The sequence below is a fragment of the Amaricoccus sp. genome (assembly GCF_017995835.1).
In the GTDB taxonomy this organism is placed as follows: domain Bacteria; phylum Pseudomonadota; class Alphaproteobacteria; order Rhodobacterales; family Rhodobacteraceae; genus Amaricoccus.
The window spans coordinates 1-13,276 of sequence record NZ_JAGOID010000090.1 but is presented as its reverse complement, the minus strand read 5'-3'; the positions used below and the strand labels follow the sequence as shown (position 1 = coordinate 13,276).

At 71.6% G+C, this 13,276-nt stretch carries 13 protein-coding genes and 1 pseudogene; 4 read left to right on the top strand and 10 right to left on the bottom strand.

The window, feature by feature from the left end:
• A partial coding sequence (locus KBA23_RS12945; protein WP_290741578.1) for a DUF882 domain-containing protein occupies positions 1-204 on the top strand: 204 nt, incomplete at its 5' end.
• A gap of 70 nt (positions 205-274) precedes the next feature.
• On the opposite strand, the gene KBA23_RS12940 is transcribed toward KBA23_RS12945, so the two are convergent.
• A complete protein-coding gene (locus tag KBA23_RS12940) occupies positions 275-1,645 on the bottom strand; it encodes a glutamate-5-semialdehyde dehydrogenase (protein ID WP_290741576.1) in 1,371 nt (456 codons plus the stop codon).
• Here KBA23_RS12940 and KBA23_RS12935 point away from each other — a divergent pair.
• Positions 1,644-2,300: an SOS response-associated peptidase gene (locus KBA23_RS12935; protein WP_290741574.1), complete on the top strand. Its 657-nt coding sequence runs from the start codon at positions 1,644-1,646 to the stop codon at positions 2,298-2,300. The genes KBA23_RS12940 and KBA23_RS12935 overlap by 2 nt on opposite strands.
• Before the next feature lie 28 nt (positions 2,301-2,328).
• On the opposite strand, the gene KBA23_RS12930 is transcribed toward KBA23_RS12935, so the two are convergent.
• The 5 genes from KBA23_RS12930 to KBA23_RS12910 form a co-directional block, all read right to left on the bottom strand.
• Positions 2,329-3,270 (bottom strand): hypothetical protein, encoded by a 942-nt coding sequence (locus KBA23_RS12930; RefSeq protein WP_290741571.1) that lies wholly within the window; start codon positions 3,268-3,270, stop codon positions 2,329-2,331.
• Positions 3,271-3,284: 14 nt separating this feature from the next.
• Positions 3,285-4,400: a primosomal protein N' (replication factor Y) - superfamily II helicase gene (locus KBA23_RS12925; RefSeq protein ID WP_290741569.1), complete on the bottom strand. Its 1,116-nt coding sequence runs from the start codon at positions 4,398-4,400 to the stop codon at positions 3,285-3,287.
• A 7-nt stretch (positions 4,401-4,407) separates the two neighbouring features.
• Positions 4,408-5,526, bottom strand: coding sequence for an SPFH domain-containing protein (locus tag KBA23_RS12920; protein ID WP_290741567.1), 1,119 nt, complete (start codon positions 5,524-5,526; stop codon positions 4,408-4,410).
• A 414-nt stretch (positions 5,527-5,940) separates the two neighbouring features.
• Complete coding sequence (locus KBA23_RS12915; RefSeq protein ID WP_290741566.1) at positions 5,941-7,134, bottom strand: MFS transporter; 1,194 nt, start codon at positions 7,132-7,134, stop codon at positions 5,941-5,943.
• Between the two features lie 26 nt (positions 7,135-7,160).
• Positions 7,161-8,360, bottom strand: a complete 1,200-nt coding sequence (locus tag KBA23_RS12910) for a M20 aminoacylase family protein (RefSeq protein WP_290741564.1) — start codon at positions 8,358-8,360, stop codon at positions 7,161-7,163.
• Positions 8,361-8,439: 79 nt separating this feature from the next.
• Here KBA23_RS12910 and KBA23_RS16860 point away from each other — a divergent pair.
• Positions 8,440-8,544 (top strand): annotated as a pseudogene (locus KBA23_RS16860) (hypothetical protein); the annotation flags it as partial.
• Between the two features lie 71 nt (positions 8,545-8,615).
• Here the strand turns inward: KBA23_RS16860 and KBA23_RS12905 are convergent.
• From KBA23_RS12905 to KBA23_RS12895, 3 genes are read right to left on the bottom strand one after another with little or no spacing between them, the layout of a single operon-like run.
• Positions 8,616-9,641 carry a DUF2927 domain-containing protein gene (locus KBA23_RS12905; RefSeq protein ID WP_290741563.1) on the bottom strand — a complete coding sequence of 342 codons (1,026 nt, stop codon included), beginning with the start codon at positions 9,639-9,641 and terminating at the stop codon, positions 8,616-8,618.
• Between the two features lie 10 nt (positions 9,642-9,651).
• Complete coding sequence (locus KBA23_RS12900; protein WP_290741561.1) at positions 9,652-10,842, bottom strand: toxic anion resistance protein; 1,191 nt, start codon at positions 10,840-10,842, stop codon at positions 9,652-9,654.
• Positions 10,843-10,857: 15 nt separating this feature from the next.
• Entirely contained in the window at positions 10,858-11,760 is a 903-nt protein-coding gene (locus KBA23_RS12895) for a 5-bromo-4-chloroindolyl phosphate hydrolysis family protein (protein WP_290741560.1), read from the bottom strand.
• 307 nt (positions 11,761-12,067) lie between these two features.
• Between KBA23_RS12895 and KBA23_RS12890 the strand changes: the two genes are divergently transcribed.
• Complete coding sequence (locus tag KBA23_RS12890) at positions 12,068-12,271, top strand: cold-shock protein (RefSeq protein ID WP_290741558.1); 204 nt, start codon at positions 12,068-12,070, stop codon at positions 12,269-12,271.
• A 554-nt stretch (positions 12,272-12,825) separates the two neighbouring features.
• Here KBA23_RS12890 and KBA23_RS12885 read toward each other — a convergent pair.
• The coding region (locus KBA23_RS12885) for a pseudouridine synthase (protein ID WP_290741556.1) at positions 12,826-13,276 on the bottom strand (451 nt) is incomplete at its 5' end.

Below are 13,276 nucleotides of genomic sequence, written 5' to 3'. Positions count from 1 at the left end.
CCGCAGACCAACCGGATGCTGCGGGGCGCGGCGCACGACAGCTACCACATCAAGGCGATGGCCGCCGACGTCCGGCTCAAGAGCCGCACGACCCCGAACGTCTACAGGGCCGCGATGGCCTGCGGCGGCGGCGGCGTCGGCTTCTACAACCGCTCGAACTTCGTCCACATGGACTGCGGCCCGATCCGCACCTGGAAGGGCTGACCGCCGCGCCGGCTTCGGGGCGCGCGCGACCGGCGCCCCGTCAAGCGTTGCGTGACCCGCGGCCGCCGCGTCAGTCGCGCACCGCGCCGTCGCCCTCGACGAGGTACTTGAAGCTCGTCAGCTGCTCGGCCCCGACCGGCCCGCGAGCGTGCAGCTTGCCGGTGGCGATGCCGATCTCCGCCCCCATGCCGAACTCGCCGCCATCGGCGAACTGGGTCGAGGCGTTGCGCATCAGGATGGCGCTGTCGAGCCGCGTGAAGAACCGCTCCGCCGCCGCGTCGTCCTCGGTGATGATCGCGTCGGTGTGGTTCGACCCGTAGCGGCGGATATGGGCGATCGCCCCGTCCACCCCCTCGACCAGCCGGGCCGCGACGATCATGTCGAGATACTCCCGCCCCCAGTCGTCCTCGCCCGCCGGCACGACCCCCGGCAACCCGATCAGCGCGTCGTCGCCCCGCACCTCGACCCCGGCGTTCACCAGATCCTCGAGGAACGGCGCCCCCTCGGCCTCGAAGAAGGCCCGGTCGATCAGGATGCACTCCGCCGCGCCGCAGATGCCCGTGCGCCGGGTCTTGGCGTTCAGGATCACCTTCCGCGCCTTGGCCAGGTCGGCGGCGCGGTCGACATAGACGTGCACGATCCCCTCGAGATGGGCGAAGACCGGCACCCGCGCCTCCTGCTGCACCAGCCCGACCAGGCCCTTGCCGCCCCGCGGCACGATCACGTCGATGAGGCCCACGGCCGTTAGCATCGCCGCGACGAAGGCCCGGTCCTGCGTCGGCGCGAGCTGGATCGCCGCCTCCGGCAGCCTTGCCGCGCGCAACCCCTCGACCAGGCAAGCATGGATCGCCGCCGAAGTGCGCGCGCTCTCCGAACCGCCGCGCAGGATCACCGCGTTCCCGGCCTTCAGGCACAGCGCGCCGGCGTCCGCGGTCACGTTCGGCCGGCTCTCGTAGATCACCCCGATCACCCCGATCGGCGTGCGCACCCGGCGGATGTGCAGCCCGCTCGGCCGGTCCCATTCGGCGATGACCTCGCCGACCGGGTCCTTCTGCTCCGCCACCGTGCGCAGCCCGTCGATCATGGCGCGCACCCGCCCCGGATCGAGCCGCAGCCGGTCGAGCATCGCCGCAGTCAGCCCGCGCGCCTCCGCCTCGGCCACATCCGCGGCATTGGCCGCGAGGATCTCCGCCTCGCGCGCCTGCACCGCATGGGCCGCGCCGATCAGCGCCGCATGCTTGCGCTCGGCGCTCGCGAAGGCGAGCTCCGCCGCCGCCGCCCGCGCCGCCGCGCCCATCCGCGCGATCAGGGCCTCGGCCGGGACATCGGACAGGTCGTTCATGGCAGCGTCCTCCTGCGGCCCGCAATAGTCCACCCGCCGCGCCGACGCCAGAAGGCAGCGTGACGGCCGCCGCCCGCGGCTGCTAAAGGAGCGCCGCATGTGCGGGCGCTACATGATCACCACCACGTTCGCGGCTATGGCGAGCCTCTTCGACGCCGAGCCGGTGACGCCCGGCAGCAACGCCCTCAGCCCCGACGCGCCGCGGCTGAACGTCAGCCCCACCGAGACCGTCCCGGCCGTGGTCTCCCGCGCCGGCGCCCGGCGGATCGAGCCGATGCGCTGGGGGCTGCTGCCGCCCTGGCATCGCTCGCCGAAGCAGCCGCCGCTCCTGATCAACGCCCGCGCCGAGACCATCGCCGAAAAGCCCGCCTTCCGCGACGCGGCGCGCGAGCGGCGCTGCCTGATCCCGGCCGACGGCTTCTACGAATGGCAAGGGGAGAAGGGCAGCAAGATACCCTATCTCATCCGCCCGCGCGCCGGCGGCCCCATCGCCTTCGCCGGCGTCTGGCAGGAATGGGGACCGCCGGCCGAGCGGATCCTGACCTGCGCCATCGTCACCTGCGCGGCGAACGCGACCCTCGCGCCAATTCACGACCGCATGCCGGTGGTGATCGCCCCCGCGGATTTCGCCCTCTGGCTCGGCGAGGCCGGACACGGCGCCGCGCCCCTCATGGTCCCCGCCCCCGACGACGCCCTCGTCGCGACGCCCGCCGACGCGGAGACCCGACGCATCCTCGCCCGGCGCGGCGGCTGACGGCCGCGCGCCGTCCCGGACGCCCGCCTCAGCGCAGGCAGGGCGCCAGCGCCGCGCGAATCGCTCGGGTCGAGCCGCGCAGCGACAGCGTGCCCTGCGCGACCCCGTCGAGGCGGACATCGGTCCGGCTGCGCTCGAGCAGCAGATCGAGGAGCGGCCGTTCCGCAAGCTCGATCACCAGCGCGCCCCCGGCCCCCGCCTCGCGTCGCGCCGGGCTCGAGATCGTCGCGCCCGAGGCCGTGAACTCGACCTGCGCCGTCTCGGCGGCGATGGGTTCGTCGAGGCTCGCCGCGAGCCAGGGTTGCCCCGACAGGCAGAACACCGCGATCGTGGAGAACGCGCCCGGCGCGGCAGCCACCGCGACCTGCGATCCGTCGGCCATCTGCCGCACCGTCCAGCCCTCGGCCGCCGGCGCGCCCATGGCGGCGGCTTCGGCGACCGGGGACGCGACCGCATCGGCCGCCGTCGCCTCCGCGGGCGCCTGCGGGGTCGGCGCGGGCGCGGCCGGCGCCCCGGCGAAGCTCAGCCGCTCGCTGCACGTCTCGGCGCCCGAGGCCGCGCCGGGGCAGGCCGCGCCGTGGCGCTCGACCGTCAGCCCGGCCTCCGCGCCGACCGCGACGATCGACCAGCCCTGCGCGTAGTCCGACCATTCCTGCCGCAGCCCTTCGGGCCCGGCGAGCCAGACCGACACGGGACATCCCGCCGACCCGCAGAACGCCGACCAGGCGTTGGCGCATTCCATCCCGGCGAGGTCGACGACGTAGTCGGGCGTCCCGTCGCCGGTCAGGTCGACGGGCGTGGCGAAGGCCGGGCCGACGCGCGGCGTTCCCCCGAGTTCGGTGCACTCCGCCGAACGCTCGGCGGCGAAGGCGGCGATCGGCCCGGGCAGGGCGGCGGTCTGCGCCAGCCCCGGCCCGGAAAGGGCGAAGCAGGCGGCGAGGCAGGCGGCGGCGGAGGCGAGGCGAGGCACGGGCGGTCTCCCGGTCACGAGTTCAGCGAAATCTGCAACCCCGCGAGCGCGAGGGCAATGGCCAGCGCGAGCAGGACGGCAAGGACGATCTTCACCGTCGAGTAGGGCCGCTCGCCCTCGACCGCGCCGGTGCGGCCGTTGACGACGAAGCGGAAGCTCCTGCCGCGATAGCGGAAGGCGGCGAGCCACACCGGCAGCAGGATATGCTTGAATGTCAGCGCGCCGACCCGGGTGTCGAGATGCGTCACCTGCTGCTGGTCGCCGCCGATGTCGCGGCGGACGTCCTGGACGATGGCGTCGTTCATGATCGCCTTGGCCTCGCCATAGGCGTCCTCGACCCCGCGGGTATAGGCCTCGGCGCGGAACCCGGCGAGGAAACGCGGATCGTAGGGCGCGAGCGCCGAGAGATCCCAGGGGCCCACCGCGTCGGCATAGCGCTTGGGCAGGCCGGTCGAGGCCAGCACCAGCACGTCGTCGAAGCGCCGCCGCACCCGGCCGCGCGCCGGGCTCCAGTCGACGCGCGCGACCTGCTGCGGCTGGGTGGTGCGGCGACCATTGACCACGACCGAGACGTGCCGCGTCTCGTGGCGCACCACGCCGCGGCGGCCCTGATAGTCGGTCTCGGTGTCGGCGTCGTAGGTCCAGTAGGGCGCATAGACCCCGGTCATCCGCCGCTCGGCGCGGGCAAAGGCGGCGAGGTCCGAGGGCGCGAACCACAGCCGGCCGAGCCACTTCGCCATCGCCGCGTGCGCCTCCGGCTCGGAGACGAGGAAGCTGAGCTGCGCCTGCGGCTTGATGTGGCGGCTGACCCCGGTGTCGGTGACGAGCGGCGCGGCGCAGAACGGGCATTCCCTCGCATGGAGCGCCGCGTCGAACTCGATCTCCGCCCCGCAGCCGCCGCAGCGCGCCACCCGGGTCTCCTCCATCGCCGAGACGGGCAGGGTCCGCTCGCTGACCGACCGCAGGTCGAGCTCCGGGATCGCGCTGGGCCTAACCCCGATCGGCTCCTCGTGCCCGCAATGCGGGCAGAGCAGGCCCTGGCGCTGCGGGTCGAAGCGCAACTCCGACCCGCAGGCCGGGCACGGGAAATGGCGCTCGCCAACGGCGGCGGCGGGCACGTCCGACGACATCGCGGGCTCAGCCGGCCGGCGGCGGCGGCGGGGCGCTGAACAGGTCGGCGAGCTCGGTCACGTCGCGGCCGCGCACCCAGTCCGGGCCGCCGGGCGTCCACAGCCAGCTATCCGGGCCGATCTCGCCCGCGGCGGCCTTGGCGGCCAGCTCGTCGCGCCGGAACGGCCCGGTCGTCCTGCCGTCGACGGCGACGTGCCAGACCTTGCCGGCCGGGGGCGGGGGAGGCGTCTGCGCCGCCGGGACCGCAGGCGCGTCGGGCGCCGCGCCCCAGGGGCCGCGCCGGGCCATGCGGTCGGCCATCGCCATGCCCATGCCCATCCCCATGCCGGCGGCCATGCCGCCGCCGCCGCCGGGGTTCTCGGCGGATTTCGTCATCGCCTCGGCGGCGGAGAAGTCGGCATACTTCGACAGGTCGCCGGCGATCGCCGTCGAGGTGCGCTTGTCGAGCACCTTCTCCACCTCCTCGGGCAGCGAGACGTTCTCGACGTAGAAGGCCGGCAACTCCAGCCCGTACTCCGCGATCTTCGGCGCAATGCGCTCATGGACGATCTTCGCGAGGTCGATGGTGTTCGCCGCCATGTCGAGCACCGGGATCCCGGACGACGCGATGATCTGGCTGAAGTTCGACACGATGACGTTGCGGATCTGGAACTCGATCTCGGCGGTGGTGAACTCGCCGTCGGTGCCGACGATCTCGGTCATGAACCTTCCGGGATCGGCGACCCGCATCGTGTAGGTTCCGAAGGCGCGCAGCCGCACCATGCCGAATTCCGGGTCGCGGCAGGTGATCGGGTTCCGCGTCCCCCACTTCAGGTCGGTGAAGCGGCGGGTGTTGATGAAGTAGATCTCCGACTTGAACGGCGACTGGAAACCGTGGTCCCAGTGCTGGAGCGTCGTCAGGACGGGGAGGTTGTTGGTCTCGAGCATGTAGAGCCCGGGCCCGAACACGTCCGCGAGCTGCCCCTCGTGCACGAAGACGGCGGCCTGGCTCTCGCGGACGGTCAGCTTCGCCCCGTACTTGATCGCATGCCCGCGCCGCTCGAAACGCCACACGATGGTGTCGCGGCTGTCGTCGGTCCAGTCGATGACGTCGATGAACTCGCCGCGGAGGAAATCGAAGATCATTGCGCCCGGCTCCTTCCCGTCTGGCCGCCTGGCTCGGACCGGCGGCGCGGCCGACTATACGGCGCGCCCCGACCGATCGCCACCGCGCCATGCGCCTGGCCGACGGTCGGAATAGCCCTCCCGCCCCCGAGATCGGCAGGGCTCAAGGCGAGGGCGCTGACCGACCGGACAGGGAAGGGCTGGATGCGGCGGCGCAACTCATCGACCCTTGCGACCCTTGCGACCCTGGCGGCCCGACGCAAGACCGGCCACGGGCGCAAGGATGAAGACAGTCAGACCGCCGATGCAGCGTCAGTGCTGCAACGTCCGGTCCTTGCCGGTCTCGCGCATCATCAGGATGGCGATCACCGAGATCAGGCTGGTGGGCACGACGTAGTACGCCGGCGCTGCCGGGTTGCCTGTCACCTTGATCAGCTAGGTGATCACCAGCTGCGCGGTGCCGCCGAAAAACGCCACGCCGAAGGCATAGGCGATGGACAGGCCAAGGGCGCGCACATGCGCCGGAAACAGCTCGGGAATCGCCACGAGCGATGGCGCGCCGGAGATTGCCGTCAGGGTGCTCAGCGTGACGGATGCCAGCAGCAGCGTGCCGATGCTGGGGGCTTTGACCAGCAGCATGAACACCGGAATGGTCAGCACCACGATGGCCACGCGCGCCCACAGTATCACCGGCTTGCGTCCGTAACGATCGGACAGCCAGCCGCCGATCAGGCTCCCGGCCCAGGTCGATATGCCAAAGACCACGGTGGCCATCATGCCCACCGCCGCCGACAGCTTGAGCGTCGTGATCGCATAGGTCGTCATGTAGATCGCGGCATAGGTCGAGATCGTCATGCCCATGATGAGCATCAGCGACAGGATGACCGGCCGGAAATGGTTCCTGATTTCCACCAGCGGGTTCTTGACGGCCTCGCCAGCCTCCCCGTGCAGGCTTTCGGGCATGTTCCGGCGCAGGTAGACGGCGATCGGAATCAGCCCCAGCCCGAGGAAGAAGGGCACCCGCCAGCCCCAGGCGTGCATCTGCTCTGGAGTCAGGGTCAGCGTCAGCGCCAGGCCGACGATCCCGGCGGCCAGTGACGCGATGCCCTGGCTGGCCAGCTGCCAGCTGCCGTAGAAGCCGCGCCGGCCCGGAGGCGCTATCTCGATCAGGAACGAGCTCGACGGTCCCACTTCGCCCCCGAGCGCAAAGCCCTGGATCAGGCGGCAGATGATGACGATGATGGCCGCCGTGATGCCGATGCGCTCGTAGGACGGCGTCAGCGCCAGTCCCATCGTGCCGACCGTGATCAGGGCGATGGTCAGCAGCATCGCCGGCTTGCGGCCTACGCGATCGGCGAACGCGCCGATGAAGACGCCGCCCAGCGGCCGCGTGACGAAGCCCACGCCAAAGACGGCCACCGAGAGCATCACGCTGACGAGCGGGTCATGGGTCGGGAAGAACGCCGCGCCGATATAGACCGCGAAGAACGCGTAGGTGGTGAAGTCGAAGAACTCCAGCGCGTTGCCGGCCACCGTGGCCGCGACGATCTTGGGCGACACACGCGGTGGCGCGGCGACAGTTTGCCGATTGGCGCCGCCGCCGTCCGCGGTCATTGCATCCGTAGCCATGTCGACATCTCCTCGGATGGTCCAGGTCAGGCTTCCGGACGCTCCGGGTCGAGAAATCGCTCGACGAGCGTCACCCAATAGGCGCCGCCAAGCGGGATGTTGGCGTCGTTGAAGTCGTAGCCGGGGTTGTGGACGGGCACCCCGCCCTTTTCGCCCGGCAGGCCGTTGCCGATCATGAAATAGGCGCCGGGCACGGCTTCCAGCATGAAGGCGAAATCCTCGCTGGCGATGATCGCCTCGCCCTGACCGATGACCTCGCTCTCGCCGACGAGCGCGCGGCCGACCTCGCGGGCGAGGTCTGTCTCCGCCACGGCATTCCGGAGCGCGGGGTAGCCCCTGTTGTAGTCGATTTCGGCCGTACAGCCGTAGCTCTCGGCTTGGGTATGGACGAGGGCGGTGATGCGCTCCTCGAGCAGCGACCTCACGTCCTCGTCGAGCGCCCGGACGGTCAGTTCCAGCCGGGCGCTGTCGGGGATGACGTTGTTGGCGATTCCAGCCCGCAGCACGCCGACCGTGACGACGGCGGTGCGGTTGGGGTTGACGTTGCGGGCCACGACCGTTTGCAGCGCCATGACGATGCTGGCGGCGGCCACCACCGGGTCGATGGCCAGATGCGGCTGCGCGCCGTGCCCGCCCTTGCCCGCGACCGTGATCGTCACACTGTCCGACGAGGCCATCATCGCGCCGTCGCGAAAGACGAGGCGACCCTGGGGCAGACCCGGCCAGTTGTGCATCCCGTAGACGGCGTCGCAGGGGTAACGCTCGAACAGCCCGTCGGCGATCATCCGCGCTGCGCCGCTGTCGGCGCGGCCGTACTCCTCGGCCGGCTGGAAGATCAGGTTGACCGTGCCGTTGAACTGGCCCCGCTCGGCCAGGGTCTTGGCCGCGGCGAGCAGCATCGTCGTGTGGCCGTCATGGCCACAGGCGTGCATCACGCCGGGCCGTGTGCTGGCATATTCCGCGCCCGTCGTCTCCGCGATCGGAAGGGCGTCCATGTCCGCCCGCACGCCGATGGAACGTAGCCCGTTGCCGCGGCGGAGCTGGCCGACAACGCCAGTGCCGCCGATGCCGCGCTCGACCTGAAAGCCCCAGCTTTCGAGCAACCCCGCCACGAGATCGCTCGTGCGGCTTTCCTGGAAGGACAACTCGGGATGGCGGTGAATATCGCGCCGAATGGCGGTGAACGAGTCGGCCTGGCTCCGGACGAGCTCTAGAATGCCGGCCATGAACTTTCCTCCCTCGTGCGCAGCCCGAACGATGAGACCGTAATCCCTTGGCACAAGCCGTCAACACTCGCGTGGCCGCGTGGACGTTGCACCCCAATGGCATGATGCCGCGTCGGGCGGCGCCGACATCCTGCGGGGCCTCCGCGGCGCCGACATCCTCAACGGCGGAAATGGGGACGACACCTTCTACGGCGGTGTCCGGGCGGCGACACCCTCAGCGGCGGCGCCGGAACGGCGCCGTCGGCGCCAGGGCCGTCACATCACCCGCGCCGCATCGTGCGCGCCGCCCGATTGCGCCGCCATCGCGTCCCGGGCGATCGCGGGCAGGAGCGGGCGGGCCTCGGCGATCGTCATGCCGGGGCGGAGTCGCGGGTCGTAGAGCATCCGCAGCAGGATCTCGTCGTGCTCGGTCAGGAAGGCGAACTCGAGGCTGTCGTTGAACAGCGACGGCCGCGCGTCGGGGCTGTCGTTGGGCAGGCCCATCGCCTGGGCCATCTCCTCGTTGACGCAGGAAAGCCGGGTCAGCGCCGGGTGCTCGGCGCGGATCAGCACCATGACCGCGGCGTAGGTCGAGGGCGCCGTCGGCTCGGCGAAGGCGTAGGCGGTGCAGAACGTGTCGATGGGCGTCGAGGCGATGGCGCCGAGCACGGCGGGCTGGAAGCCGGGCAGGGCGGCCGCGGTCGCGTCCGCGGCGACCGCCTGCTCGTCGCTGGAGAGGACCATGACGAGGAAGTTCACCTCCGCGCCCGTCCCCATCCGCATGTCGAGCCCGGTCAGGCGCGCCAGCCGCGCGGTGTAGGCGGCGATGTCGGCGCGATCGCGCGCGGCGTCCTGCGGCGGAACCGAGGGGCCGATCACCACGCCGACACGCACCGGTCGCTCCCAGCGGCGCAGCAGCGCCGGGGCCTCGCGACGGACGAAACGGCCGCCGACGTCGACGTATTCGTCGTGCAGCGCGATCCGCTCGAAGTTGCGCACGAGGTCGTCGACGGTGAACGGCGCATCCGGCGGCGCGGTGTCGAGCCGCATCCGGCCGCTGGCGGTCAGCTCGCCCTGCACCCCGGCGTAGAAGCTGGTCAACTCGTCCGCCGCGGCCGGATCGGGCTCGACGCGGGCGCGCGGCGGACCGACGGCCGCCGGCGCCGCCGGCGGCGGCGCGTCGGCGGCGCGCTGGCCCACGCCGCAGGCGGCGACGATCAGCAGCGCGGCGAAAGCGCAGAGGCGCAGCGCGCGCGCGCCGGCGCCGCCGTTGCGTTCCCCGCGAGCCGCCGCGCCGTCCACGTCGTTTCCCTCAGCCTGCCACGCTGCCGCTGGCATGGGCGCTGAAGCCCGTCGCCCGGGCCGAGGCCGCGGCGAGCGTCGCCTTCAGCTCGTTCTCCATCTTCTGGAGGCTCTCCTCGGCGACGGCGCGGCGCGCCTTGCCCTCGTCGGCGATCTGGAGGCTTTCCTGGATCGTGCCGATCAGGTCGGCGTTCGCCTTCTCGATGGCCTCGATGTCGAAGACGCCGCGCTCCATCTCGGTCCGGATCTCCTTGTTCGCCTGCCGCAGGTTCTCGGCGTTCTTCGTCAACAGTTCGTTCGTGAGGTCGTTGGCCTCGCGCACCACCTTCGCCGCGTCGCGCGAACGATGGATGGTGACCGCCTGGGCGAGCTGCGTCTCCCACAGGGGCACGGTGTTGACAAGGGTCGAGTTGATCTTGGTGACGAGGCTCTTGTCGTTCTCCTGCACCAGCCGGATCGAGGGCAGGCTCTGCATCGTCACCTGCCGCGTCAGCTTCAGGTCGTGCACCCGCCGCTCCAGGTCGTCGCGCGCCGAGCGCAGGTCGCGCAGCTCCTGCGCCTTCATCACGCCCTGATCCTCCGGCGCGGCCTGCACCTCGGCCTCCTTGGCCGGGATGTCGGCCCCGTCGATCTCGGCGAGCCGCGCCTCGCCCGCGGCGATGTAGAGCGCGAGCTCGTCATAGAAGCCGAGCGTCTTCTCGTAGAGCAGGTCGAGCGACTTGACGTCCTTGAGCAGCGTGTGCTCGTGGCGCAGCAAATCGCCGGTGATCCGGTCGATCTGCCCCTGAACCTCCTCGTAGCGCGCCTTGAACAGCGCGATCGGCTCGGCCGCGCCGGTGATCCGCTCCCAGATCGACCGCTTGCGGTTGGGGTCGAGCTCGTCGACCGAAAAGCCGCGGATCGACGTGACGATCTCGCGCAAGCTGTCGCCCGCCGGGCCGATGTCCTTGTTGCGCACGCCGGCCAGCATGTCCTGGCTGATCGCCTGCAACTCGGCCTGCGCCTGGCTGCCGAAGCGTATGATCGACTGGGTGTTGCCGAGGTCGATCTCGGCCTTGCGCCGCTCGATCTCCGCCCTGAGCGCCGGTTCGGCCACCTCGACACGAACCACCTCGCCCTTCGGCTCGGGCAGCAGCGCGGCGGTCACCGCCTGCACCTCCTGCAAGGTCGCCTGCGCCTGGGCGCGAACGTCGTCGGACATGGGAATTGCCTCCTGTCAGCGGGCGACGAGCCCGTCCTGTTGCAGTCGCTCGCGCAGCACCTCGATCTCGACGTCGAGATCGCTGCGGTTGTCCTCGAGCAGATGCGTCCGCTGCGCGGCGAAGCTCGCCTCCAGATCGCCGAGCAGCGCCTCGTAGCGCGCCGCGGCCTCGCGGTCGCCGCCGCGGCCGACGAGGTCGGCGAGCTTCACCGTCGCGTCGCGCAGGCCGCGCAGGTAGACGTTGAGAAACACCCGCGCGCGGCCGAGGTCGCGCGGATCGTTCTCGATCACCCGGAACACCTCGCGCGCCTGGTCGCAGATGCGCTCGACCCGCCCCTCGAGCCGCCGGTCGCCGAGCCGCGCCGCCGCCGCGACCGTCTCGCGCACCAGCGCCTCGCCGGCGTCGATCGCCTTCGCCACCCGCTCGGTCTCGAAGGCGTCGGCGCCCTCGATCCCCTTTGCCCGCATCGGGTCGAGCCCGAACGCCGCGAGTTGCGCGAGCCCGGCGACGACGCCGAAGGTCGCCGCCCCGAGCACGCCCTGCCCGAGGCTCGCGACGCCGACGCCGAACACCGAGACGCCGGTCAGCACGGCGGCGACGAGCTTGCGCGGCAGCGCCGGCGGCTTCGCCACCTTGCGCGCCTCGAACGCCGCCTCGGCGCGCAGGCCCTCGTTGAGCAGCCAGGCCGACAGCATCAGCCCGACGAAGCCGCCGATCTCGGCCAGCATCTCGCCGGCCGCGCCGCGGCCGATGGCGCCGAGCGCCGCGACGAGGAGCGGCAGCGGCAGCAGGAACATGGCGCGGGCGCGGACCGAGACGCGCGCGGCGGAGCGGCCGCGAAACGGCGCCGGCTGCGGCGCTCCGGCCGGTCGCGAGCCCGCCGGGGAATGCCGGCCGCCAAAACGCTGCGCCGCCATCAGATCGCTCCGAAACCGGCCGTCAGCACGATCGCGACCAGAATGACATAGGCGAGAAGCTGCATGCGCGAGGACATTGTTCCCTGAGGTCGAACCCTCCGCCAACATAGGCGTCGGACCCCGCAGTTACCAGCGTCGCCGACGGCGCGCAAAGACAAGGCGCTTTTTTTGCGGCGCGATTCGCGGTAACAATATGAGGCCGATTTCGGGGCGGGACGGCGCCTGCTTGCCGCTTGCGCGTTCCGGGAGCGGCGCAACGTGGGGGGGCGGCGCAGCGCCGGCTCCAAGAGACTAAGGGCTGTCTCGAATGGCAAAAGGCACCGTCAAGTGGTTCAACACCGAGAAGGGCTACGGATTCATCCAGCCCTCGGACGGCGGTAAGGACATTTTCGTGCACATCACCGCGGTCCAGGCCGCGGGACTCCAGACGCTGAAGGACAACCAGCCGATCGAGTACGAGCTCATCGACGGCCGCGACGGCCGCAAGAGCGCGGGCGACCTCAAGGTCTGACGCCCGCCCGGCCCGGGGACTTGCCGGGCCGCCCGCATCGCCGCTAGCCTGCGGCGATGCACACGTCCGTCGCGCCCGACGTCGAGACCTTCATCGCCCGCTGGCGCGACGCCGACGCCCCCGAGCGCGCCTGCCTGCCCCTGGCAGGCGCGCGCGGATTGCGACCGTCGGGCGAGCGGAGAGTCCCTTCGCCTCCGCGCGCGCTCCGGCGAACGCCCCGGCCGAAGCAGTGCTTCGGCTTGACGGGGCGAAGGCTCGCGGGCCAGGCGCCCGCTTCCTCGTGCGCCCTCCATATTTGCCGAGGACGTCCGCCTCATCCCGGGCATCGCCCACCGCTTCCGCCGCGCCCGCACCGAGGCCGTGCGCCCGCTCCTCGAAACCCTCGCCGCCCTCGGCCATGCCCGCATGACCGAGGGCGGCCCCTACGCCGCCTGACGCGGGGGGCGCGTTAACCCCTGATACCCGACTGTTTTCCTATGCATATGCGTCGTGCATGCCCCGTGCATGCCTCGTGCACAGCACGGCGGGCCCTTAACCCTTGATTTCGCCCGCAATCACTTGCGCAGCCCCAGCTGGTCGCGCAGGATCCTCGGCTTCACCTCCTCAACCGCGCCGGGGGCAAGTTCGCCGAGCTGGAACGGGCCGTAGGAGATGCGGATCAGCCGGTTGACCGTCAGCCCTGCCGCCGCGAGCGCCCGGCGCACCTCGCGGTTGCGGCCCTCGCGCAGCCCGACCGTCAGCCAGACATTGGCGCCCTGCTGGCGGTCGACCTCGACCGTCATCGGCGCGAACCGCTCGCCCCCGAGCACCAGCCCCTTGCGCAACGGCGCCAGCGCCGCCTCGTCCGGCGCGCCGCGGGCGCGCACCCGATAGCGCCGCAGCCAGCCGGTCGAGGGCAGCTCCAGCCGCCGCTGGAGCGCGCCGTCGTTGGTCAGGAGCAGCAGCCCCTCCGAGGCGAGGTCGAGCCGCCCGACGCTGACCACGCGCGGCATGTCGCTGGGAAGG

Coding starts and splice junctions, on each gene's coding strand:
- KBA23_RS12935 (WP_290741574.1), top strand. CDS start 1,644: ATGTGCGGGCGCTACATGATCACCACCACGTTCGCGGCTATGGCGAGC.
- KBA23_RS12940 (WP_290741576.1), bottom strand. CDS start 1,645: ATGCGGCGCTCCTTTAGCAGCCGCGGGCGGCGGCCGTCACGCTGCCTT.
- KBA23_RS12925 (WP_290741569.1), bottom strand. CDS start 4,400: ATGTCGTCGGACGTGCCCGCCGCCGCCGTTGGCGAGCGCCATTTCCCG.
- KBA23_RS12920 (WP_290741567.1), bottom strand. CDS start 5,526: ATGATCTTCGATTTCCTCCGCGGCGAGTTCATCGACGTCATCGACTGG.
- KBA23_RS12915 (WP_290741566.1), bottom strand. CDS start 7,134: ATGGCTACGGATGCAATGACCGCGGACGGCGGCGGCGCCAATCGGCAA.
- KBA23_RS12910 (WP_290741564.1), bottom strand. CDS start 8,360: ATGGCCGGCATTCTAGAGCTCGTCCGGAGCCAGGCCGACTCGTTCACC.
- KBA23_RS12900 (WP_290741561.1), bottom strand. CDS start 10,842: ATGTCCGACGACGTTCGCGCCCAGGCGCAGGCGACCTTGCAGGAGGTG.
- KBA23_RS12895 (WP_290741560.1), bottom strand. CDS start 11,760: ATGGCGGCGCAGCGTTTTGGCGGCCGGCATTCCCCGGCGGGCTCGCGA.
- KBA23_RS12890 (WP_290741558.1), top strand. CDS start 12,068: ATGGCAAAAGGCACCGTCAAGTGGTTCAACACCGAGAAGGGCTACGGA.